At 71.4% G+C, this 21,681-nt stretch carries 23 protein-coding genes; 10 read left to right on the top strand and 13 right to left on the bottom strand.

Annotated elements, in window-relative coordinates; genetic code table 11:
* Positions 1–31 precede the first annotated feature (31 nt).
* On the bottom strand, positions 32–340 hold the full coding sequence (locus ABZ128_RS19055; protein WP_008742356.1) for a hypothetical protein: 309 nt from the start codon (positions 338–340) through the stop codon (positions 32–34).
* 411 nt (positions 341–751) lie between these two features.
* Here ABZ128_RS19055 and ABZ128_RS19050 point away from each other — a divergent pair, with 411 nt between their 5' ends.
* Positions 752–1,162, top strand: a complete 411-nt coding sequence (locus ABZ128_RS19050) for a hypothetical protein (protein WP_356849657.1) — start codon at positions 752–754, stop codon at positions 1,160–1,162.
* A gap of 52 nt (positions 1,163–1,214) precedes the next feature.
* Here ABZ128_RS19050 and ABZ128_RS19045 read toward each other — a convergent pair whose 3' ends face one another.
* Together ABZ128_RS19045 and ABZ128_RS19040 are read right to left on the bottom strand one after the other, a co-directional pair.
* Positions 1,215–2,036 carry a pentapeptide repeat-containing protein gene (locus tag ABZ128_RS19045; protein WP_356849656.1) on the bottom strand — a complete coding sequence of 274 codons (822 nt, stop codon included), beginning with the start codon at positions 2,034–2,036 and terminating at the stop codon, positions 1,215–1,217.
* 10 nt (positions 2,037–2,046) lie between these two features.
* Entirely contained in the window at positions 2,047–2,532 is a 486-nt protein-coding gene (locus ABZ128_RS19040) for a GNAT family N-acetyltransferase (RefSeq protein WP_356849654.1), read from the bottom strand.
* A 63-nt stretch (positions 2,533–2,595) separates the two neighbouring features.
* On the opposite strand from ABZ128_RS19040, the gene ABZ128_RS19035 reads away from it, so the two are divergent.
* The 4 genes from ABZ128_RS19035 (at position 2,596) to ABZ128_RS19020 (ending at position 6,199) form a co-directional block, all read left to right on the top strand.
* On the top strand, positions 2,596–3,204 hold the full coding sequence (locus ABZ128_RS19035; RefSeq protein WP_356849653.1) for a LysE family transporter: 609 nt from the start codon (positions 2,596–2,598) through the stop codon (positions 3,202–3,204).
* Positions 3,205–3,299: 95 nt separating this feature from the next.
* Complete coding sequence (locus ABZ128_RS19030) at positions 3,300–4,082, top strand: thioesterase family protein (RefSeq protein ID WP_356849652.1); 783 nt, start codon at positions 3,300–3,302, stop codon at positions 4,080–4,082.
* A 178-nt stretch (positions 4,083–4,260) separates the two neighbouring features.
* On the top strand, positions 4,261–5,292 hold the full coding sequence (locus ABZ128_RS19025) for an NlpC/P60 family protein (RefSeq protein WP_356849651.1): 1,032 nt from the start codon (positions 4,261–4,263) through the stop codon (positions 5,290–5,292).
* Between the two features lie 190 nt (positions 5,293–5,482).
* Complete coding sequence (locus tag ABZ128_RS19020) at positions 5,483–6,199, top strand: phosphatase PAP2 family protein (protein ID WP_356849650.1); 717 nt, start codon at positions 5,483–5,485, stop codon at positions 6,197–6,199.
* Positions 6,200–6,334: 135 nt separating this feature from the next.
* Here the strand turns inward: ABZ128_RS19020 and ABZ128_RS19015 are convergent, their stop codons facing one another.
* Together ABZ128_RS19015 and ABZ128_RS19010 are read right to left on the bottom strand one after the other, a co-directional pair.
* Entirely contained in the window at positions 6,335–6,586 is a 252-nt protein-coding gene (locus ABZ128_RS19015) for a hypothetical protein (protein WP_356849649.1), read from the bottom strand.
* Between the two features lie 66 nt (positions 6,587–6,652).
* Entirely contained in the window at positions 6,653–6,820 is a 168-nt protein-coding gene (locus ABZ128_RS19010; protein ID WP_356849648.1) for a hypothetical protein, read from the bottom strand.
* Between the two features lie 176 nt (positions 6,821–6,996).
* Between ABZ128_RS19010 and ABZ128_RS19005 the strand changes: the two genes are divergently transcribed.
* Together ABZ128_RS19005 and ABZ128_RS19000 are read left to right on the top strand one after the other, a co-directional pair.
* A complete protein-coding gene (locus ABZ128_RS19005; protein WP_356849646.1) occupies positions 6,997–7,830 on the top strand; it encodes a hypothetical protein in 834 nt (277 codons plus the stop codon).
* Between the two features lie 171 nt (positions 7,831–8,001).
* Positions 8,002–8,154: a hypothetical protein gene (locus ABZ128_RS19000; protein ID WP_356849675.1), complete on the top strand. Its 153-nt coding sequence runs from the start codon at positions 8,002–8,004 to the stop codon at positions 8,152–8,154.
* Positions 8,155–8,184: 30 nt separating this feature from the next.
* Here the strand turns inward: ABZ128_RS19000 and ABZ128_RS18995 are convergent, their stop codons facing one another.
* Positions 8,185–8,547: a metal-sensitive transcriptional regulator gene (locus tag ABZ128_RS18995; RefSeq protein ID WP_356849645.1), complete on the bottom strand. Its 363-nt coding sequence runs from the start codon at positions 8,545–8,547 to the stop codon at positions 8,185–8,187.
* Positions 8,548–8,739: 192 nt separating this feature from the next.
* On the opposite strand from ABZ128_RS18995, the gene ABZ128_RS18990 reads away from it, so the two are divergent.
* Together ABZ128_RS18990 and ABZ128_RS18985 are read left to right on the top strand one after the other, a co-directional pair.
* Positions 8,740–9,360: a DUF47 family protein gene (locus ABZ128_RS18990; RefSeq protein ID WP_307714734.1), complete on the top strand. Its 621-nt coding sequence runs from the start codon at positions 8,740–8,742 to the stop codon at positions 9,358–9,360.
* 5 nt (positions 9,361–9,365) lie between these two features.
* On the top strand, positions 9,366–10,364 hold the full coding sequence (locus ABZ128_RS18985; protein WP_356849644.1) for an inorganic phosphate transporter: 999 nt from the start codon (positions 9,366–9,368) through the stop codon (positions 10,362–10,364).
* 315 nt (positions 10,365–10,679) lie between these two features.
* Here ABZ128_RS18985 and pstB read toward each other — a convergent pair whose 3' ends face one another.
* From pstB to mshD, 7 genes are all read right to left on the bottom strand, one after another.
* Positions 10,680–11,456, bottom strand: coding sequence for a phosphate ABC transporter ATP-binding protein PstB (gene pstB / locus ABZ128_RS18980; protein WP_356849643.1), 777 nt, complete (start codon positions 11,454–11,456; stop codon positions 10,680–10,682).
* Between the two features lie 29 nt (positions 11,457–11,485).
* A complete protein-coding gene (gene pstA / locus ABZ128_RS18975) occupies positions 11,486–12,568 on the bottom strand; it encodes a phosphate ABC transporter permease PstA (protein WP_356849642.1) in 1,083 nt (360 codons plus the stop codon).
* Positions 12,568–13,557 (bottom strand): phosphate ABC transporter permease subunit PstC, encoded by a 990-nt coding sequence (gene pstC, locus ABZ128_RS18970; RefSeq protein ID WP_356849640.1) that lies wholly within the window; start codon positions 13,555–13,557, stop codon positions 12,568–12,570. Before pstC ends, pstA begins: the two co-directional genes overlap by 1 nt.
* A gap of 131 nt (positions 13,558–13,688) precedes the next feature.
* Complete coding sequence (gene pstS / locus ABZ128_RS18965) at positions 13,689–14,825, bottom strand: phosphate ABC transporter substrate-binding protein PstS (protein ID WP_356849638.1); 1,137 nt, start codon at positions 14,823–14,825, stop codon at positions 13,689–13,691.
* A 355-nt stretch (positions 14,826–15,180) separates the two neighbouring features.
* A complete protein-coding gene (locus ABZ128_RS18960; RefSeq protein ID WP_356849637.1) occupies positions 15,181–16,122 on the bottom strand; it encodes a CHAD domain-containing protein in 942 nt (313 codons plus the stop codon).
* Positions 16,123–16,126: 4 nt separating this feature from the next.
* Complete coding sequence (locus ABZ128_RS18955; protein WP_356849635.1) at positions 16,127–18,421, bottom strand: RNA degradosome polyphosphate kinase; 2,295 nt, start codon at positions 18,419–18,421, stop codon at positions 16,127–16,129.
* 276 nt (positions 18,422–18,697) lie between these two features.
* Positions 18,698–19,642, bottom strand: a complete 945-nt coding sequence (gene mshD, locus ABZ128_RS18950) for a mycothiol synthase (protein WP_356849634.1) — start codon at positions 19,640–19,642, stop codon at positions 18,698–18,700.
* Positions 19,643–19,819: 177 nt separating this feature from the next.
* On the opposite strand from mshD, the gene ABZ128_RS18945 reads away from it, so the two are divergent.
* Positions 19,820–21,634 (top strand): bifunctional metallophosphatase/5'-nucleotidase, encoded by a 1,815-nt coding sequence (locus tag ABZ128_RS18945; RefSeq protein WP_356849633.1) that lies wholly within the window; start codon positions 19,820–19,822, stop codon positions 21,632–21,634.
* The last annotated feature ends 47 nt before the right edge of the window (positions 21,635–21,681 follow it).

Raw genomic sequence — 21,681 nt, 5'->3', positions numbered from 1 at the left:
CTGCGCCGGGGCGCAGGGGACGGTGTCCCGGCTAGACGGCCATGCCGTAGACGATGGTGAACAGGGTGCCGAGGGAGCCGATGATGAAGACGCCCGTGAGGCCGGCCACGATCAGGCCCTTGCCCTGTTCCGCGCTGAACGTGTCGCGCAGGGCGGTCGCGCCGATGCGCTGCTTGGCGGCGCCCCAGATGGCGATGCCGAGGCAGAGGAGGATCGCCACGGCCATGACCACCTCGATCATGACCTTCGCTTCGTTGCCGAGACTGCCGAACGGGCCCCAGTTCGGGGCGATTCCGCCGATGATGGTGGTGATGTCGCCTTTTTCGGCTGCCAGGATCATGTAACTCACCGCCCCTGTATGGGTAGTTCCGATTGCCCGTGCCCGACGGCAGGGGTCACGCACTATCTTCGCTGATGAAACCGCCGCCGTATGTCGACTTGGCGGCTCTCTTTGCCCGATTTCCCGGGCCGTGGCCCGCTCGTGCGCTCTGACCTGGGCCTGGGCGGGCGGGTGTGCGAAAGAACGTACGGTCACTCTGTGTATCACGGGGGGTGACGCCGGGCAATGATTGTCGTCCCGGCGTGCTGGGGCTGTTCGAGAGGGTGACCGGGGAACGGCCGTTCGGCGCAACAGGTGGGCGTGTCGGTGGGCCGATTCGCCGACATGTGTCCGACTTTCCGTCAATCACGCGACCGGTTGCACCGGTTGCGGGGGCGGCTCGTTGTCAGTGGCGGCTGTCAGGGTGGAGGCATGACGCACATGCCTACGACGCTGGAGGACATCGCCGCGGCTATCCGGGCCGGCTGGGCGGCGGACACCTGCTCGCCCGACGACGTCGAGCGGGAGCCATGGAGCGCGGAGAACCCGGCCTGGGGGCACTGCGACGTCACCGCCCTGGTGGTGCAGGACCTGATGGGGGGTGAGCTGATGGTCGGGGAGGTCTGGCTGGACGGGGAGCAGCACGGCTTCCACACCTGGAACGTGCTGCCCGGCGGGATGCAGCTCGACCTGACGCGGGAGCAGTTCCGCCGGGGCCAGCGGATAACCGGCGCCCGGCTGATGGGGCCGCGGCCCGAGGGGCGGCTGCCGAGGCGGTTCGAGGAGTACCAGGTGCTGCGGGAGCGGGTGCTCGCGCGGCTGGGGCCGGTGGCCCGCGGCTGAACCGCCCCTGCTCCGGCGCCGGGGCCCCGGTTCCGGGCTCGGCGCCGCCCCGCTACGACGACCAGTGGGCGGGGCGGGCCAGGGAGGCGGGGATGCGGGTGGCGGCGTCGCCGTGGGCGGCGTTCAGCTGGGCCTGGGTGAGGAAGAGGGCGTCGCGCAGGTCCGCGCCGCGCAGGTTGGTGTCGCGGAAGTCCGCGCCGATCAGGTCCGCCTGGCGCAGGTCGGCGCCGCCGAGGTCGGCGGCGATCAGGTAGGCGCCGCGGAAATTGGCTCCGCGCAGGTCCGCGCCCGCGAGGCGGGCGCCCATCAGGTCGGCGCCGCGGTGGTTCTTCCTGCGGGCGGGGGCCTTGGCGCGGACCAGTTCGCTGGTGCGCAGCAGGAGCGTGTTGATGCGGCCGCGCAGGGCGCCGACGTCCAGGGAGGTGAGGGCCTGCGCGTCCGCCGCGGTCCACTCGGTGGTCTCGGTGAGGGCACTGCGCAGCTCGGGGTGGACCGGGCGGGCGGCGGGGAGGGAGAGGGCCTCGGTGACGTAGAAGAGCAGCTCGTGCAGCTGCCGCATCACCGGGAAGACCTCGTACATCGGGCCGGCCGTGCCGGGGTGGCTGCGCCAGTCCCGGCCGCCGAAGGTGACCTGGGAGACCTGCTGGCCCGCGCCGAAGCAGTCGAAGACGGTGCAGCCCTGGAAGCCCTTGTCGCGCAGCCGGGTGTGGATGCCGCAGCGGAAGTCCTGCCGGAGGTTGGTGCAGGGGGTTCCGGCGGCCTTGTTCAGGGCGAAGTCGCTGGACTTGGCGAAGGGCAGGGCGACGCAGCAGAGCGCGAAGCAGTTCGCGCAGTCGGCGTGCAGGTCGGGCGTGGCGGGCGCAGTCGTGGACACCCGTCCATTGTCATCGCCCGGGACGCGGCAGCCGCATCTGGAGGGCGGACCAGCGGACGCCGTCGACCTCCTCCACGTCCGGCAGGACCTGTCCGGAGCGGAAGCCGAGCTTCTCGTAGAGCCGTACGGCCCGGGTGTTGTGGGTGTAGACGCCGAGGTCGAGCTCCGGCAGGTCCAGCTCGCCGAAGGCGCGGCCGATCGCAAGTGTGAGCAGCGTCTCTCCCAGGCCCCGGCCGCGGGCCTCGGGGGCGATGAGGACGCGGCCCAGGCGGGTGCCGCGCACGGAGACGTGCCCGAGGGCGCGGCCGCCGGGGGTGTGGGCGGTCCAGGTGTGGCGTCCGGGCTCGGCGGCGTACGCGGTGAGCTGGGCATCGTCCAGCGGCCAGGTGAAGGCGGGGCCCGCCCAGGTGACGAGCTCGGCCCGGGTCGAGATCCAGCCGCGCAGGAGGGGGCCGTCGGCCGGTGCGTCGAAAGACCGCAGGGCAAGGGGTTCCATGTCCCAAGTATCGGCACTACGGCGGGGGTTGATCGCCGGCGTGGGGCAGGTGAGCATCCGTACATGACAGAAGTGATCGCAGTCGCAGTCATCACCCTCCTCGCCGTGATCAGTCCGGGCGCCGATTTCGCGATGGTCGTCCGCAACAGCTATCTCTACGGGCGGCCCACGGGGCTGCTGGCGGCCGCGGGCGTGGCGGCGGGTGTGCTGGTGCACGTCTCGTACACGATGCTCGGGGTCGGTCTTCTGATCGCCTCCTCCACGGCGCTGTTCACGGTGATCAAACTGGCGGGCGCCGCGTATTTGGTGTGGATCGGGATCCGGACCTTCCGGGCGCGGGCCGAGGTCACCGTGGACCTGGAGTCCAGGCCGCAGTTGACCCGGCTCGGCGCGCTGCGCACCGGGTTCCTGACCAATGTGCTCAATCCGAAGACCACGCTGTTCGTCGTCTCGACGTTCACGCAGGTCGTGGGCCCGGACACGCCGGTGTGGCAGCAGGCCGGGTACGGGCTGTTCATGTCGGCTGCGCACCTGGGCTGGTTCGGGGCGGTGGCGCTGTTCTTCTCGAACGAGCGGCTGCGGGAGCGGATGCTGCGGGCGCAGAAGGCGCTGAACCGGGCGATCGGGTCGGTGCTGGTGGGGCTGGGGGTCGGGCTGGGCTTCGCCCGCTGAGGGGCGCCGCGCGGTCCGCGCAGCGGGCTAGCGGGCTGCGGCGGGCCGGGCGGAAGCCCTGGCGAAGGGCGGTTACCTGTGGGTAGCGTGCCCGTATGGCGTTCTACGAGCGGGTCGATGCCGGGCGGTTCCGTGCCACCGAGTTCACGCGCGGGCCGTGGGACCCGGGCGCGCAGCACGCCGGGCCGCCGGCCGCGCTGCTCGGGCGGGCGATCGAGGAGCGGTCCGGCGCCCGCGCCGACATGCGGATCGCGCGGATCACGTACGAGATCCTGCGCCCGGTGCCGATCGGCCCGGTGGAGGTCACCACCACGGTGCTCCGGGCCGGCCGCAGCACCGAGGTGGTCGAGGCCGCTCTGGCTCCGGCGGGGTCCGCACCGGTGATGCTCGCGCGGGCGCTGCGGATCCGGGTGGCCGGGGAGGCGGTGCCGGGCGTGGCCCCGGGGCCGCAGCTGCCGCCGCCCGGGGAGGTCGAGGTCACGCCGTTCTTCCCGGTGCCGTGGGAGACGGGCTACCACTCGGCCATGGAGACCCGGTTCACCGAGGGCGCCTTCGTGGAGCTGGGGCCGGGCACCTGCTGGATGCGGATGAAGGTGCCGCTGATCGCGGGGGAGGAGACCCGGCCGCTGGACCGGGTGCTGGTCGCGGCGGACTCGGGCAACGGCATCAGCTCGGTGCTGGACTTCGCCCGGTACGTGTTCGTCAACAGCGACCTGAGCGTCCACCTGCACCGGCACCCGGTGGGCGAGTGGGCGTGCGTGCAGGCCCGTACGAGCGTGGACGCGGCCGGCATCGGCCTCGCGGACGCCCGCCTGCACGACGAGAAGGGCCCCATCGGCCGCAGTGCGCAGAGCCTCTTCGTGGCGCCCCGCGGCTAGGGCCGGCCCCCCTTCCCGCCCGTGGGGCGGGCTTCGTTGCCAACGGCCCGTGTCTGTACGAGGCTGACAGGGCGGAGGGGGCGTACGCCGTCGCGGAGCGCGGGGTCACAAATGGGGTGATTCCGACACGTGGCGGTGAATCCCTGTGAAAGTCCGGTTGGTGGGGGAGGGTTGGCGGGTGCGCAGATTCTGGGTGATCAGCGGAATCGGCTTCGGGGCGTGCCTGTGCTTCGTCGCCCTGCTCGTGGTCGGTACGTACTCCGCCGCGGCGGGGATCGCGAACGGCGGTGGCCGCAACGTGGGCCTCGCCAAGGGGGCCGTGCCCGCGAAGTACCTGAACCTGGTGCAGAAGTGGGGCATGCTCTGCCCGACCCTCACGCCGTCCGTGCTGGCCGCGCAGCTGTACTCGGAGAGCGGCTGGAACCCGACCGTCGTGAGTCCCGCCGACGCGCGCGGCATCGCCCAGTTCATCCCCGGGACCTGGGACACCCACGGGATCGACGGCGATGGTGACGGCGACCGCGACATCTGGGACCCGAACGACGCCATCCCGTCGGCCGCTTCGTACGACTGCGAGCTCGCGAGCTCGGTGCGGGGCGTGCCCGGGGACGCCGTCTCCAACATGCTCGCCGCCTACAACGCCGGGCCCGGGGCGGTGATCAAGTACCAGGGCGTACCGCCTTACCGCGAGACGCAGGGGTACGTGAAGGCCATCACCACCCTCGCCAAGAGCTTCGAGCGCCCCGTCGGGCGGGTGGCGCCCTCGCAGCAGGCCGCCGGGGCCATCCACTTCGCGCAGAAGCAGCTCGGCACTCCGTACCTGTGGGGCGGCAACGGGACGCCGGACCAGGACGGACGGTTCGACTGCTCGGGGCTGACCAAGGCCGCGTACGAGAGCGTGGGGATCGAGCTGCCGCGGGTGGCCAACGACCAGTACAACGCCGGCTCGCACCCCTCGCGCGGTGAACTGCTCCCCGGTGACCTCGTGTTCTTCTCCGATGATCTGACGAACTCTCGGGAGATCCGGCACGTCGGCCTCTACGTGGGCGGCGGCTACATGATCAATGCCCCGTACACCGGCGCGGTGATCCGGTTCGACAAGATCGACACTCCGGACTACTTCGGTGCGACCCGCGTGACGAAGGACGGCGCGGAGGCCCTTCCGGACCGGACCGCAGACCCCAAGTCGGGTGTGGCCACGCAGCGTTAAGTCCAGGCCCTGAGCTGCGACGATGAGTCACTCTTGGATAACGTTGCCGTGATCATTCCGTGGAGAGTGGAACCAGGCCTTCAGAACGGGCGTTCCATGGACACCGGGGAGTGATCAACGGGGGGGTTCGGAGGGCGCACACCGTCGTGCGCCCGCAGGGGAACCACGCAAGGCAAGGGGCCGCATCACCATGGCTGGACTCACAACGGGTGGGCCGAACCTGGATGTAAGCCTGCTGTACGACATCAACGGACTGGCCCGGCACGCCCCCGCCGGAGCCGACCGGGCCGTGGGCCTCCTCGGCTCGTACGGCATTCCGCTCGCCCTGGTCCTGCTGGTCCTCTGGTGCTGGCGCGGCGCCCGCCGGCAGGACGAGGCCGCGGCCGCCGAGTCGTTCGCCGCGCTGGTGTGGGCCCCGCTCGCCGCCGCACTGGCCCTGCTCGTGAACGTCCCGCTGCGGGCGTTCGTCGGGCGTCCGCGGCCGTTCCTCGCCCACAGCGGCCTGGAGGTGCTCGAACCGGGCCACGGCCAGAGCGACTTCTCCTTCGTCAGCGGCCACGCCACGCTGGTGATGGCCCTGGGCGTCGGACTGTTCGTCGCGCACCGCAGGCTCGGGCTGGTCGGGATCGGCCTGGCCCTCGCCGAGGGAATCTGCCGCGTGTACCTGGGCGTGCACTACCCCACCGATGTGATCGGAGGGTTCGCGCTCGGCACGGCCGTCGTGCTGGTGCTCGCCCCGCTCGCGATGGCCCTGCTGACCCCGGTGGTCCGGGCGGTGGCCCGCTCCCCGCGGGCGGGCCGGCTCGTGCGCGCCCGGGGCCGTACGCTGCCGCGCCCGGTCGACCTGCCGCAGGCGCAGACGCCGCCGCCCGGCTGCCTCACCGAGGACAAGGACCTCGCGGCCTGAGGGGCGTACGGCGTACGGCTTCACGTCACGTGTGACCGTGCGCGCCCCATACGGACATCAGGACGGCCGCCAGCAGGCACAGCGCCGCCGCCGCGAAGCACAGCCGCACCGCAGCGGGAGGACGCGGGCGCGGGGTCACGGCTCCCCGCTCTCGGCGCGGCGGGCTTCCGGGGCGTCCCGGCGGTAGCGGGAGCGCAGCCACAGGCCCGTGACCGCCGCCGCGGCGGACGTCGCCCCGACGGCCAGGGCCACGTCGGCCGGGCCGTCCACCGGGCCGGTGGGGCGGGCCGAGGCCGCGGCGGCCGGGCCGGGCGCGATCAGCAGGGCCCAGAGGAGGGCCGGCAGGGCCCAGCGGAGGGCCGCGACGCGGGGTGCGGTTCCTGGCATGCCTCCAGGGCATCCGCTCCCGGCCACCGCGGCCAGCCGGGTCGTCCGAGCGGGTGAGGGGGCGGCTCAGCCGGAGGTGTGCCGGGTGGCGTCCTTGCGGGCCAGGTCGCGGGAGCGGCGGGCCGGCCCGGTCCAGCCGCAGGTGCAGACCGCCAGGCAGAAGGAGCCGCGTTCGGCGGTGCTCGTGGTGTGTCCGGGAGACGAGGGGCGCTCCGCGGGACGGGGGAGCGGCACGGATTCAAGCGGAAGGACGGGCGACGCCTTGGAGTGCGGTTCCACGCCACCACGGTACCGGGCCCGGCGCGGCTCGTGGAGGCCGAGGCCCCGTGACGGGAAACCCCGGACCTCGTTAACCGGAGCGGGTGGGGGCCTCGGGCAAACAGCGGTCATGCGTTGGGGGTTGGCAGGCGATGGTGGTGCACCAGCACAGGCGGCGGCGCGGGCGTGCGGGTGAGGCGGTGCTCGCGGTCGGCGTGGCCGCGGCCGTCGCCGTGATGAGCGGTTGCGGCGGGCCCGCGTCCGGGGACGACCGGCCGCCCGCCGACCCGGCCGAGACGGTCCGGGCAGCCGCCGACCTGCTGGCGAAGGCGGGCAGCGCACAGGCCCGTACGGCCATGGAGATGGCCTCGGGCGGCACCCGGGTCACCATCCGCGGCGAGGGCGGTGTCGACTTCAAGAACCGGATGGGCCAGCTGCTGGTGATGCTGCCCGCCGATGCCGCGGGCAAGGACGAGCACCGCCCGATCACCGAACTGCTCGTCCCCGGCGCCCTCTACATGAAGAACCGCGGCGCGGGCGTGCCCGACGACAAGTGGGTCCGGGTCGACACGACCACCCTCGCCGACGGGAACCTCGTCACGGGCGGGGCCACCGACCCGGTGGCGGCGGCCGAGCTGCTGCGCGGCGCGCAGGAGGTGACGTACGTCGGCGAGACCGAGGTGGGGGGCACGAAGGTGCGCCACTACCGGGGGACCACCGACATCGCGCGGGCCGCGCGGAGCGCCTCGCCGCAGGTGAAGGGAGCGTTGGAGGCGGCGGCGAAAGGGTTCGGCAAGGACACCGTCCCCTTCGACGTGTACCTCGACGAGGAGGGCCGGATGCGCAAGGTCCGCCACCGTTTCACCTATGTCAACAATGGCGTGATCGATGTCTCCTCCACCACGCTGCTGTACGGCTTCGGGACCCCGGTGACCGTCGTATTGCCCGCAAGCGGGGACATTTACGCCGGGAAGATCGCCGAATAGCCGGCCGGACCGGTGCGCGGCGGCGCGATCGGGTCATGGCCGGGTATCCGGAAATGGTCCATCCGTGTCATGCGCACAGCGCCGCGCCCTCCCTACGCTGAAGCCGAGCGCCGACGACCGACGACCATCGACGACTTCGACGATCGATGACGGCAGATTGGGGTGACACGCGTGACTCCCGCAGGCGGTACGACGGTGCAGGACCACGTGGCGCTCGCCGAGATCGAACTGTGCGGCGAGCTGATCATCGCGGCCTCCGCGGCGGACGAGGAGCGGCTCAGCCAGGACCGCATCGACGAGGTCCTGATGGGCCTGGCCCGCTGACGTACGGCCGCCGCCCCGCCGGCGCAGGGTTCAGGTGCGCAGCAGCCGGGCGATCGCCTTCGTCGCCTCCTCCACCTTGGCGTCGATCTCGTCGCCCCCCTTGACGGCCGCGTCGGCGACGCAGTGCCGCAGGTGCTCCTCCAGCAGCTGGAGGGCGAAGGACTGGAGCGCCTTCGTGCTCGCCGAGACCTGGGTGAGTATGTCGATGCAGTACACGTCCTCGTCGACGAGCCGCTGCAGGCCGCGGATCTGGCCCTCGATCCGGCGCAGCCGCTTGAGGTGCTCGTCCTTCTGGTGGTGGTACCCGTGCACCGGGACCGTCCCGGTGCCGCTTTCGGCTCCGGAGCCTCCCCCGGCTACCGAGGGTGCTCCCCCCGCCTCGATGGCCGTCATGCGTCCTCCCGTGGTCCGGAACGAGGGACATACCCCTCATGGGTATAGGATACCGGGCCCGGCCCGGCCGGGCAGGGGTCCCTGTGCCTCACTCTGCCTGATGGAGGACACTGGGGAACCGCCGGTTAGCCGTGGCCGGGGGATGCGCCTAGCATCAGCCTGACCGAATCCAATGCACCCCGAGGACCTCACGTGCGATTTCGTCTGACCCCCAGGGAGACGAGCTTCTACGACATGTTCGCCGCATCCGCGGACAACATCGTCACGGGCTCCAAGCTCCTGATGGAACTGCTCGGAGCGGAGTCCTCCGCCCGGGCCGAGATCGCGGAGCGGATGCGGGCGGCGGAGCACGCGGGGGACGACGCCACCCACGCGATCTTCCACCAGCTGAACTCCTCCTTCATCACGCCGTTCGACCGTGAGGACATCTACTCCCTCGCCTCGTCGCTCGACGACATCATGGACTTCATGGAGGAGGCCGTCGACCTGGTCGTCCTCTACAACATCGAAGAGCTCCCCAAGGGTGTCGAGCAGCAGATCGAGGTGCTGGCGCGGGCGGCGGAGCTGACCGCCGAGGCCATGCCCCACCTGCGCACGATGGACAACCTGACCGAGTACTGGATCGAGGTCAACCGCCTCGAAAACCAGGCCGACCAGATCCACCGCAAGCTCCTCGCGCAGCTCTTCAACGGCAAGTACGACGCCATCGAGGTGCTGAAGCTCAAGCAGATCGTCGACGTGCTCGAAGAGGCGGCCGACGCGTTCGAGCACGTCGCGAACACGGTGGAGACCATCGCGGTCAAGGAGTCCTGAACCTCGTGGACACCTTCGCTCTGATCGTGACCATCGGTGTCGCGCTCGGTTTCACGTACACCAACGGTTTCCACGACTCGGCGAACGCGATCGCGACCTCGGTCTCGACCCGCGCGCTCACCCCGCGCGCCGCCCTGGCGATGGCCGCGGTGATGAACCTCGCCGGCGCCTTCCTGGGCAGCGGGGTCGCCAAGACCGTCAGCAAGGGCCTGATCGAGACGCCGCACGGCGACCGGGGGATGTGGATCCTCTTCGCCGCGCTGGTCGGCGCGATCGTCTGGAACCTGATCACCTGGTACTTCGGCCTGCCGTCCTCCTCCTCGCACGCCCTCTTCGGCGGCATGGTGGGTGCGGCGCTGGCGGGCGGGATCGGCGTCATCTGGCACGGGGTGCTGGAGAAGGTCGTCATCCCGATGTTCCTGTCGCCCCTGGTCGGCCTGATCGTGGGCTACCTGGTGATGGTCGCGATCATGTGGATCTTCCGCAGGTCGAACCCGCACAAGGCCAAGCGCGGCTTCCGCATCGCCCAGACCGTCTCGGCGGCCGGCATGGCGCTCGGCCACGGCCTGCAGGACGCGCAGAAGACGATGGGCATCGTGGTGATGGCCCTGGTCATCGCCGACGTGGAGAAGGCCGGCGACCCGATCCCGGTGTGGGTCAAGATCGCCTGCGCGGTGATGCTGTCGCTGGGCACCTACGCGGGCGGCTGGCGCATCATGCGCACCCTCGGCCGCAAGATCATCGAGTTGGACCCGCCGCAGGGCTTCGCCGCCGAGACCACCGGCGCGTCGATCATGTACACGGCGTCCTACCTGTACCAGGCGCCGATCTCCACCACCCACGTGATCACCTCGGCGATCATGGGCGTGGGCGCGACCAAGCGGGTCAACGCGGTCCGCTGGGGCGTCGCGAAGAACATCATCCTCGGCTGGTTCATCACGATGCCGGCGGCGGCCGTGGTCGCCGCGGTGAGCTTCTGGCTCGTGGACCTGGCCGTCGCGTAGCCGGGCCCCTGCCGGGGGCCCGGGGGTTGTCCCCCGGGCCGTCGGCCGGCCGGGCACCGGCCACGGCGGTGGGGAGTGGGCCTGGCCGGACTGGCCGGTGCGGCCCCGTCGCACGCCACCGAGGCCGTCACGGCCCGGGGACCGTATCCGCCCCGCCGGCCCGTTCTGACGGCGACCGGGGCGAGCAGGGCTGATCCGCGGCCAGGCGACCGGGAACGAAGTCGGGCCGGCTCCCCCCACCCAGGGGGAGCCGGCCCTTTCGCCTTGCGGTGGCACCGCCATGCAGCACCGCAGGACGCTCACGACATCGCGGGCTCAGCCGAAGCGGCCCGAGATGTAGTCCTCGGTCGCCTGCACGGACGGGTTGGAGAAGATCCGGTCCGTGTCGTCGATCTCGACGAGCTTGCCGGGCCGGCCGACGGCCGCGAGGTTGAAGAAGGCGGTGCGGTCCGAGACGCGGGCCGCCTGCTGCATGTTGTGCGTCACGATGACGATCGTGAAGCGTTCCTTCAGCTCGCCGATCAGGTCCTCGATGGCGAGGGTGGAGATCGGGTCCAGGGCCGAGCAGGGCTCGTCCATCAGCAGGACCTGCGGCTCGACCGCGATGGCGCGGGCGATGCACAGGCGCTGCTGCTGGCCGCCGGAGAGGCCGGAGCCGGGCTTGTTCAGGCGGTCCTTGACCTCGTTCCAGAGGTTGGCGCCCTGCAGGGACCGCTCCACGATGTCGGTGAGCTCGGACTTCTTGTAGCTGCCGTTCAGCCGCAGGCCCGCCGCCACGTTGTCGAAGATCGACATGGTGGGGAAGGGGTTCGGGCGCTGGAAGACCATGCCGACCGTGCGGCGGACCGCGACCGGGTCCACGCCGGGGCCGTACAGGTTCTCGTCGTCCAGGAGCACCTTGCCCTCGACGCGGCCGCCGGGGGTGACCTCGTGCATGCGGTTCAGGGTCCGCAGGAAGGTGGACTTGCCGCAGCCGGACGGGCCGATGAACGCGGTCACGGAGCGGGGCTCCACGGTCATCGAGATGTCGTCGATGGCCTTGTGGTTGCCGTAGAAGGCGGACAGGCCGCTGACGTCGATTCGCTTGGCCATGAGGGTCACTTCGCTTTCATACAGTCGCGTCAGCGACCGGTCTTCGGGGCCTTCCAGCGGGCGATGCCGCGGGCCACCAGATTGAGGATCATGACGAAGGCGATCAGGACGAGCGCTGCTGCCCATGCCCGGTCGTAGGAGGCGTCACTGCCGACCTTGTACTGCTCCCAGATGTACAGCGGGAGCGAGGACTGGGCACCTTCGAAGGGGTTGCTGTTGATCAGCTGGGTACCGAAGACCAGCAGCATGATCGGCGCGGTCTCACCGGCGATACGGGCGACGGCCAGCGTCACGCCGGTGGCGATGCCGCCGATGGCGGTGGGGAGCACGACCTTGAGGATCACGCGCCACTTCGGCACACCGAGGGCGAGGGCGGCCTCGCGCAGCTCGTTCGGGACGAGCTTGAGCATCTCCTCGGTGGAGCGGACCACGACGGGCATCATCAGGATCGACAGGGCCATCGAGCCGGCGAAGCCGGAGGGGCCGAAGCCGAGCATCAGGTTCCAGGTCGTCAGGACGAACAGGCCCGCGACGATGGAGGGGATGCCGGTCATGACGTCGACGAAGAAGGTCACGGCCTTGGCGAGGCTGCCGCGGCCGTACTCGACCAGGTAGACGGCGGTCAGCAGGCCGATCGGCGCGGCGATCGCGGTGGCCAGGGCGACCTGCTCGATGGTGCCGAGCAGCGCGTGGTAGACGCCGCCGCCCTTCTCGAAGCTGGTGATGCCGTTCATCGAGTGGCTGAGGAAGTCCCCGTCGAGGGCCTTCACGCCGCGCCCGATGGTGGTCCAGATCAGCGAGAGCAGCGGGATGACCGCGAGGAGGAAGCAGACCCAGACGACGGAGGTCGCGACCCGGTCCTTGGCCTGGCGGCGGTTCTCGACGACCGCGCTGGCGGTGTACGTGATGCCGACGAAGAGCAGGGCGGCGATCAGGCCCCACTGGATGCGGCTGTGGAGGCCGAGGACGGCGCCGGTGCCGCAGCCGAGGGCGATCGAGAGGGCCCCGATGCCGGCGGGCGCCCAGCGGGGCAGGCCGCCTCGTGTGAGGCCGGCCGGAGCGGCGGACCCGCCGGCCCGGACGGGGCGCTGGTCCTGCAGTGCGTGGCTCATCAGGCGTTCGCCCCCGAGTACTCCTTGCGGCGCGCGATGATCACGCGAGCGGCGCCGTTGACCAGCAGGGTGAGGAGGAAGAGCACGAGACCGGAGGCGATCAGTGCGTCCCGGCCGAACTCGTTGGCCTCGTCGAACTTCGCGGCGATGTTCTGCGCGAACGTCCCGCCGCCCGGGTTCAGGATGTGGCCGGAGATCAGGAAGCTCGGGGAGAGGACGGTGGCGACGGCCATGGTCTCGCCGAGTGCGCGGCCGAGGCCGAGCATGGAGGCGGAGATGACGCCGGAGCGGCCGAAGGGCAGCACCGACATGCGGATGACCTCCCAGCGGGTCGCGCCGAGGGCCAGGGCGGCCTCCTCGTTCATGCGCGGGACCTGGAGGAAGACCTCGCGGCTGACGCTGGTCACGATCGGCAGGATCATGATCGCGAGCAGGATGCCGACGGTGAAGAGCGAGCGGGCGACGCCGACCTGGGTCTTCTCGAAGACGTAGGTCCAGCCCAGGTACTCGTCGAGCCAGGAATTGAGGCCGCCGAGGTACGGGACGAGGAAGAGGGCGCCCCAGATGCCGTAGATGATCGACGGCACGGCGGCGAGCAGGTCGACCACGTACGCGAGGGGGGTGGCCAGCCTGCGCGGCGCGTAGTGCGAGATGAAGAGGGCGATGCCGACGGCGACCGGGACCGCGATGACCATTGCGATGATCGAGCTGACGACGGTGCCGAAGAGCAGGACGGCTATGCCGAAGACGGGGGGGTTGGCCGACGCGTTCCAGTCGAAGGTGGTGAGGAAGTTGCCCTCGTTCTTCGACAGCGCGATCGAGGCGCGGTAGGTGAGGAAGACGGCGATCGACGCCATGATCACCAGGAGCAGGATGCCGGAGCCCTTGGAGAGCCCCGCGAAGATCTTGTCACCGGCGCGGCCGGTGGACCCTGCGCTCGTGGAGACCGGCGGAGCCGTGTCTATCGGGGTGGGTGTGGTGGAAGCCATGGTCTTTCCGGTCTGGACGGGGGCAGGGCCCCCTGGCGGCGGTGCACCGGATCGCCCCCCGGGTGGTGGGGGGAGGGGCCCCGGGGGCCGGCCGGCCGCGGGTGTCGGCCGGCCCTGCGGGGCTCAGTGGGTCAGGACAGCGACGTGATGACTTCGCGGACCTTGGTGTTGATCTCGGCCGGGATCGGCGCGTAGCCGTTCTCGGAGAGGACCTTCTGGCCCGCGTCCGAGGCGGTGTAGTTCAGGAAGGACTTCACGGTCGGCAGGGTCTCCGCCTTGTTGCCCTTGTCGCAGACGACCTCGTACGTGACCAGGACGATCGGGTAGGCGCCCTCGGCCTTCGTCGTGTAATCGAGCTTAAGCGCCAGGTCCGAGCCGGTCCCGGCGATCTTGGCGGCGGCGATGGCCTTGGAGGCGCTGTCGGCGGAGGCCTTGACGGGGGCGGCGGCACCGGTGTTGATGTCGACCGTCTTGATGCTCTGCGAGGCGGCGTAGGAGAGCTCGAAGTAGCCGATCGCCCCGTCCACGGCCTTGACCTGGGAGGCGACGCCGGCCGAGCCGGAGGCGGCCTGGCCGCCGGGGGCCGGCCACTTCTTGGCGGCGTCGTAGGTCCAGGCCTCGGGGGCGGCGGCCTTGAGGTACTTGCCGAGGTTCTCGGTGGTGCCGGAGTCCTCGGAGCGGTGGAAGGCCTGGATGGCGGTGGAGGGGAGGGTGACGCCCGGGTTCAGCTTCTTGATCGCCTCGTCGTCCCACTTCTTGATCTTGTCGTTGAAGATCGCGGCGAGGGTCGGGGCGTCCAGCGTCAGCTTGTCCACGCCGGAGACGTTGAAGCCGATGGCGATCGGGCCGCCGACCATGGGCAGGTTGATGCCCTGGCCGCCGGTGCAGACCTTCTTCGACTCCTCGACCTGCTCGGGCTTCAGCGCGGAGTCCGAGCCGGCGAAGCCGACGGTGCCCTGGTTGAAGGCGACGATGCCCTCACCGGAGGAGGACGACTTGTAGTTCACCTCGACGCCCGAGCAGGCGGCCATGTAGGCCTTGACCCACAGGTCGACCGCGTTCTTCTGGGCGGAGGAGCCGGAGGCCAGCAGCTTGCCCTTGGCGTCGTCGCACTTGATGTCGCCCGTGGCGGCGGCCGGCTTGCCGCTGGCGGAGCCGTTGTCCTTGGTGTTGTCGTCCGAGCCGCACGCCGTGAGGACCAGGGCGCCGGACACGACGAGCGCCCCGAGGGCGGAGGCACGAAGCATGTTCTTGCGCTGAAGCTTCACTTTCGGGTGTTCCTTCCAGAAGCCGCCGGCCGCTTTCTGAATCGGGGCGGCGTGCGAAGAGGACTACGTCGGGTGGCGCGGGAAGCCGGTCTTCTGCCGTGCGACTCGCACCGTGCACTGCCGAAATTAGGCAGACCAGGTGAAGCGGTCGACCGTGGTTGGTGAACGGACGGTGAACCATGGCGGACGGCCTGGTGCGGGGTCGTTATCCGGTTGTTACGCGGAGCGCTGCAGCCCAGGTCGGAGGCGGTGCAGGGCCGGAAGCCCGCAGCCGCTGCCGGGGAACGGGCCCTGGCAGCGGCTGCGCGCGCCCCCGGCGCCGGGGGCGGATTCCGGCCAGTTCCGGCCGGCCCGCTCAACCGGGCGACGGCGCGCCGACCCCCACACCGGTGCGGAGGAACGCCGTGCGGGCCGCCCCCACCTCGTGGCGCTGGTCGGCATGGAGGATGCCCAGGGCGTACGCGGTCGCCGGGGCGATGCGGGGGGTGCGGGCCGCCGTCGCCGAGGCCGCCGCCGCCTCGGCGGCGTCGCGGTGGCGGTCCAGGACCTCGCCCGCCGCGGCCAGCCGGTCCACGTCCTCGCCCAGGGCCTCCCGGGCGTAGCGGTGGGTCCGCAGCAGGCGGCGCACCTCGTGCCAGGAGCCGTCGTGGTCGGCGTTGTACGGCTGGGCCTGCCCGGTCGGCGGCAGCGCCGAGACGGCCGCCGCCAGCCGGTGCCGGGCCACCTCCGCCAGGGGGACCAGGACCTCCTCCACCGGCCCCCGGGCCGCGACCGGGTCCAGCGGCACCTCCGAGGCGAGGACCGCGACCGCGTCCGCCACCGCATGGAACCGGGAGGAGCCGAGGGCCTGGAGCGTCGCCGAGTGCGCCCGGGTCCGGGCCAGGGTCAGCTGCCGCTCCAGCAGCGCGCCCGCCCGGGCCGAGCCCACCGTGAGGGCGCCGGCGCCGCCGCGCGGCGCGGAGACCTCGGGCGTGCCCGAGAGCCGGTGCAGCGCGTCCATCAGCCGGGCCAGCCGGGCGGCGTACGCGTGCTCGTCGGCCAGGGTCGAGGACAGCCACACCAGTTCGGTGCGCAGCCCGTCGGCCCAGGAGGACTCGGTCACCACCCGGAAGGTGGCCAGTGATCCGCTGATCCGGCGCGCAGCCCCCCGCAGGCTGCGCGCCGCCTCACCGCCGTCGACGGCTTCGGACCCGCTCGCCGCGCTCTCGCTGTGCCCGCGCAGCGCGCGCAGGAAGGCGGTGGCCTGGGCCCGCAGGTACGTGCCGAGCACGTCACCTGCGGTGCCGGTCCCCGTCATCAGGTCATGGTTTGGCTGAGCCACGCCGGCGCCTCCGGGCGTCTATGAGCATCTCCTGAACGTGCCGCAGCGGCTGGCCTTCGGGGTCGGTGCTGTGCCGGGTCCATTCGCCGTCCGGGCCCAGGTGCCAGGAGGAGGTGGCGTCGGACATGCCGGTTTCCAGCATCCGGTCCAGTGCCGCCCGGTGGGCCGGGTCGGTGACCCTGACCAGTGCCTCGATGCGGCGGTCGAGGTTGCGGTGCATCATGTCGGCGCTGCCGATCCACACTTCCGGCTCGCCGCCGTTGCCGAAGGCGAAGACCCGGGAGTGCTCCAGGAAGCGGCCGAGGACCGAGCGGACCCGGATGTTCTCCGAGAGCCCTGCGACACCCGGGCGCACGGCGCAGATGCCGCGGACCCAGATGTCGACGGGGACTCCCGCGCGGGAGGCCCGGTAGAGGGCGTCGATGAGGGCCTCGTCGACGATCGAGTTCATCTTGAGGCGGACGTAGGCGGGGCGGCCGGCCCGGTGGTGGGCGGCCTCCTTGTCGATCCGCGCGATCAGCCCGTCGCGCAGCGAGCGCGGGGCGACGAGCAGGCGGCGGTAGGTCTCGCGGCGCGAGTAGCCGGACAGCCGGTTGAACAGGTCGGACAGGTCGGCGCCGACCTGCGGGTCGGCGGTGAGCAGCCCGAGGTCCTCGTACAGGCGGGCGGTCTTGGGGTGGTAGTTGCCGGTGCCGACGTGGCTGTAGCGGCGCAGGGTGTCGCCCTCCTGGCGGACGACCAGGGAGAGCTTGCAGTGGGTCTTGAGGCCCACCAGGCCGTAGACGACGTGGCAGCCGGACTCCTCCAGTTTGCGCGCCCACTTGATGTTGGCCTGCTCGTCGAAGCGGGCCTTGATCTCGACCAGGACCAGGACCTGCTTGCCGGATTCGGCGGCGTCGATCAGGGCGTCGACGATGGGGGAGTCGCCGGAGGTGCGGTACAGCGTCTGCTTGATCGCGAGGACGTCCGGGTCGGCGGCGGCCTGCTCCAGGAAGGCCTGCACCGAGGTGGAGAAGGAGTCGTACGGGTGGTGCAGCAGGACGTCGCGTTCGCGCAGGGCGGCGAAGATGTCGGGCGCGGACGCGGACTCGACCTCGGCCAGGTCGCGGTGGGTGCCGGCGACGAACTTGGGGTACTTCAGCTCGGGCCGGTCCAGGGAGGCGATCCCGAAGAGGGCGGTCAGGTCCAGCGGGCCCGGCAGCGGGTAGACCTCGGCGGGCGAGATCTTCAGCTCCTGCACGAGGAGGTCCAGGACGCCGGGGTCGATGGACTCCTCGACCTCCAGGCGCACCGGCGGGCCGAAGCGGCGCCGCATGAGCTCCTTCTCCAGGGCCTGGAGCAGGTTCTCGGCGTCGTCCTCCTCGACCTCCAGGTCCTCGTTGCGGGTCACGCGGAACATGTGGTGCGCGAGCACCTCCATGCCGGGGAAGAGCTCCTCCAGGTGCGCGGCGATCACGTCCTCCAGCGGGACGTAGCGCTGCGGGGAGGCCTCCAGGAAGCGGGACAGCAGCGGCGGGACCTTGACGCGGGCGAAGTGGCGGTGGCCGCTGACCGGGTTGCGCACCACGACGGCCAGGTTCAGCGAGAGGCCCGAGATGTACGGGAAGGGGTGCGCGGGGTCCACGGCCAGCGGGGTCAGCACCGGGAAGATCTGGTTCCGGAACAGCGTGAAGAGGCGGGCCTGCTCCTTCTCCGTGAGGTCGGGCCAGCGGATGAGGTGGACGCCCTCCTCGGCCAGCTGCGGGGAGATGTCCTGCTGGAAGCAGGCGGCGTGGCGGGCCATGAGCTCGCGCGAGCGGGTCCAGATGAGGTCGAGGACCTCGCGGGGCTGCAGCCCCGAGGCCGAGCGCGTGGCGACGCCGGTCGCGATGCGGCGCTTGAGGCCGGCGACGCGGACCATGAAGAACTCGTCGAGGTTGCTCGCGAAGATCGCCAGGAAGTTGGCGCGCTCCAGCAGCGGGGTCGTCGGGTCCTCGGCCAGCTCCAGGACGCGTTCGTTGAAGGCCAGCCAGCTGCGCTCGCGGTCCAGGAACCGTCCGGCGGGCAGTTCCCCGCCGTCCTTGTCCTCGTAGACGTCCAGGTCGGCGTCGAGGTCGGGTGCGAGGTCCGGTTCGAGGCCGACGTGCGGGCGGTGCGCGGCTATGGAGCCGATCCGCGCGGCCGCCGGCGCCGTCGCCGGGCCGGCGGATTCGGCGGCGGAGGAGGCGGTGGCGGAGGGGCGAGACGGGTGCTGGGCGGGGACCTCGGTGGGGCCTGCGCTGGGCTGGTGGCTCATGACTCCATTCTTCCGCGCACGCGGCAGGACAGGCGCGTCGGACGTGGTCGTCGTCAGTCGGAGTCGGGGCTGCATGCGGGGAGAGTCGCAAGCGCGTCTTAAGGCCCGGTGAATGGCGCATGGCTTCCAGGGTCCGCATGACGCACGAGTACGTCGCCCCCCCCGCACCGCGGACCCCTCCTGCGCCCACGCGCGCGGGGGCGCCACCCCGCCCCGGCCGTCGCGGCCCCCGCGGAGGCCGGGCGGGGGCCGGGTGCGGGGGCCGGGGCGGGGCCGTCAGCTTTCGGTGCGGTACATCAGGTCCACCTCGTGGGTGCTGAAGCCCATGCCCTCGTAGACGGAGAGGGCCGCCGGGTTGTCGGCGTCCACGTACAGCATCGCCGTCGGCAGGCCCGCCGCGGCCAGGTGGCGCAGGCCGATCACGGTGAGGGCCTTGCCGAGGCCGCCGCCCTGGGCGCCGGGGCGCACGCCGAGCACGTACACCTCGCCGAGCTGGTCCGCGGCATGGACCTTCGTCCAGTGGAAGCCGATGATCTCCCCTTCCCGCCCCTCGCGTTCGGCGAGGAAGAACCCCTTGGGGTCGAACCACGGCTGCGCCATGCGGTCGTCGAGGTCCCGCTGCGTCAGCGTGCCCTGCTCGGGGTGGTGGGCGAAGGCGGCCGCGTTCGCGGCGAGCCAGGCCGCGTCGTCCTGGCCGGGGACGAAGGTGCGCACGCTCACGCCGGGCGGCAGCACCGGCTCGGGCAGCGGGGGCGCGTCCGGGCCGTCGAGCGGGCGCCGCAACTGGCGGAGCTCGCGGAAGAGGGTGAGGCCGAGCACCTGCGCGAGGTGGCGGGCGGCCGATTTGCCCCCGTGTGCCCAGACCCGGATCCGCTTGCCGGAGGCGGCGAGCAGGGCCGAGCCGAGAGCCCGCCCGTGTCCGCGTCCGCGGAGCGCGGGGTGGACGACGAGCTCGGCGGCGGGGGCCTCCACCGGGTCGGTGTCCTCCAGTTGGCCGTAAGCGGCGAGCCGTCCCTTCTCGGTGACCAGGAAGTGCCGGATGCCCTCGCGGCGGCCGCCGCGCAGCTGGAGCCGGCCCTGTTCGGACACGGCGGTGGTGCCGTCCGACCGGGCCGCCTCCTCGATCAGCCCGAGCACGGCGTCGGCCTGTTCCTCCGTCAGCTCGTCGAGCGTCTCCATCTGCCGTCCCGGCTCCAGGGCCGCTGCTGCTTCGTCAGTCATACGTCGAGCGTACGGCCGCGGGCGGCGCGGGTGGTGGTGTGCGGGCGGGGTCCCGCCATCGATCCGTCTTCCGCGCGTAACCAGCTCGATACCCGGTACCCCCTGTCGTGCTACGCGCGTTGACCATAGGCTTCGGCGGACCTCCCATGTATTACCGCTGTCACATAAGGGGACTAAATGTCAGCGAAGCCACAACGGAACCGCCGCACGCGCCGGTTGGCCTTCACCGCCCTGGCCGTCACGGCCGGGGCCGGAGCGATGGTCGCCGCCGCGCTGCCGGCCGGGGCCGCGAGTGGTGGCGGTGCCGGCAAGGACCGCACCGTCGACGTGCAGATGCTGTCGTTCAACGACTTCCACGGCACGCTGGAGCCGCCGCAGGGCTCCTCCGGCACCGTGAGCGAGCGTCAGGCGGACGGCACCGTCAAGGCCATACCGGCCGGCGGTGTCGAGTACCTGGCGACCAGCCTGCGCGAAGCCCGCAAGGGCCACGAGTACTCCGTCACCGCCGCCGCCGGTGACATGATCGGCGGCAGCCCGATGCTGTCCGGTCTCTTCCACGACGAGCCGACCGTCGAGGCGCTGAACAAGCTCAAGCTGGATGTCACGAGCGTCGGCAACCACGAGTTCGACGAGGGCAAGACCGAGCTGCGCCGCATGGCGTACGGCGGCTGCCACCCGGTCGAGGGCTGCTTCGAGTACGGCAAGGAGTTCACCGGCTCCGAGTTCAAGTACCTCGCGGCGAACGTGACCGACGAGAAGACCAAGCGTCCGCTGATGTCGCCCACCTTCATCTGGAAGAAGGGGGACGTGAAGATCGGTTTCATCGGCGTCACCCTGGAGGGCACCCCGGACGTCGTGACCGCCGACGGGGTCAAGGGCCTCAAGTTCGGTGACGAGGTCGAGACGATCAACAAGTACGCCGAGGAGCTGAACAAGCAGGGCGTGAAGTCGATCGTCGCGCTCATCCACGAGGGCGGCCTGCCCGCGAGCGGCGCCTACAACTACGACTGCAACGTGCCGGGTGCCGGCGCGGGCATCTCGGGTGCCATCGTGGACATCGCGAAGAACGTCGACCCGAAGGTCGACGCGCTGGTCACGGGCCACACGCACCAGGCGTACGCGTGCAACATCCCGGACCCGGCGGGCAACCCGCGCATGGTCACCTCGGCCGCCTCCTACGGCCGCCTGTTCACGGACACCACGCTGACGTACGACCGGCAGACCAAGGACATCGTCCGTACGCCGCTCGTCGCGCCGAAGCCGGTCAACAAGGTCGTCACCCGGGACCAGCCCAAGGCCCCCGACATGACCGAGCTGATCGACCGCTGGAAGGCCCTGGCGGCGCCGGTCGCCAACCGGCCGATGGGCTACATCTCGGCGGACATCGCGGGCCGCGGCTCGGAGGCCCCGGAGAAGCCGCTCGGCGACCTGATCGCCGACGCGCAGCTGGAGGCCACGGCCCCGGCCGACAAGGGCGGCGCGCAGCTGGCCATCATGAACCCGGGCGGCATCCGTGCCGACCTGGCCTACAAGGCCGCGGGTGACGAGGGCGACGGTGTCGTGACGTACGGCGAGTCGTACACGGTCCAGCCGTTCAACAACCTCATGAACATCGTGGACCTGACCGGCGCGCAGCTGATCACCGCCCTGCAGCAGCAGGTCAGCGGTCCGGTCAACGGTGCGGCCCCGAAGATCCTCCAGGTCTCCAAGGGCTTCACCTACACCCTGGACATGACGAAGACGGGCGCGGACCGCGTCGTCGTGGACTCGGTGAAGCTGAACGGCGCGGCGATCGACCCCGCCAAGACCTACCGGGTCGCGATGAACGAGTTCCTCGCGGGCGGCGGTGACGGCTTCACCGTCCTGAAGGACCACAAGAACAAGCTGGTCGGCGTGCCCGACCTGGAGGCCTTCAACGCCTACCTGGCGAAGTCCTCGGCGGCGAGCCCGATCGCCCCGCCGGCGGCGGACCGCATCACGGTCGTCAAGTAGCACCCGGGCCGGGCCCGGAGGACAGCTGCGTACAGCACGCCCGGAGG

Origin of the sequence: Streptomyces sp. NPDC006326 (assembly GCF_040612915.1) — a bacterium.
Lineage (GTDB): Bacteria > Actinomycetota > Actinomycetes > Streptomycetales > Streptomycetaceae > Streptomyces.
Note: the sequence above shows the minus strand (reverse complement) of the source record. Positions and strands in the feature narration are given on the sequence as shown.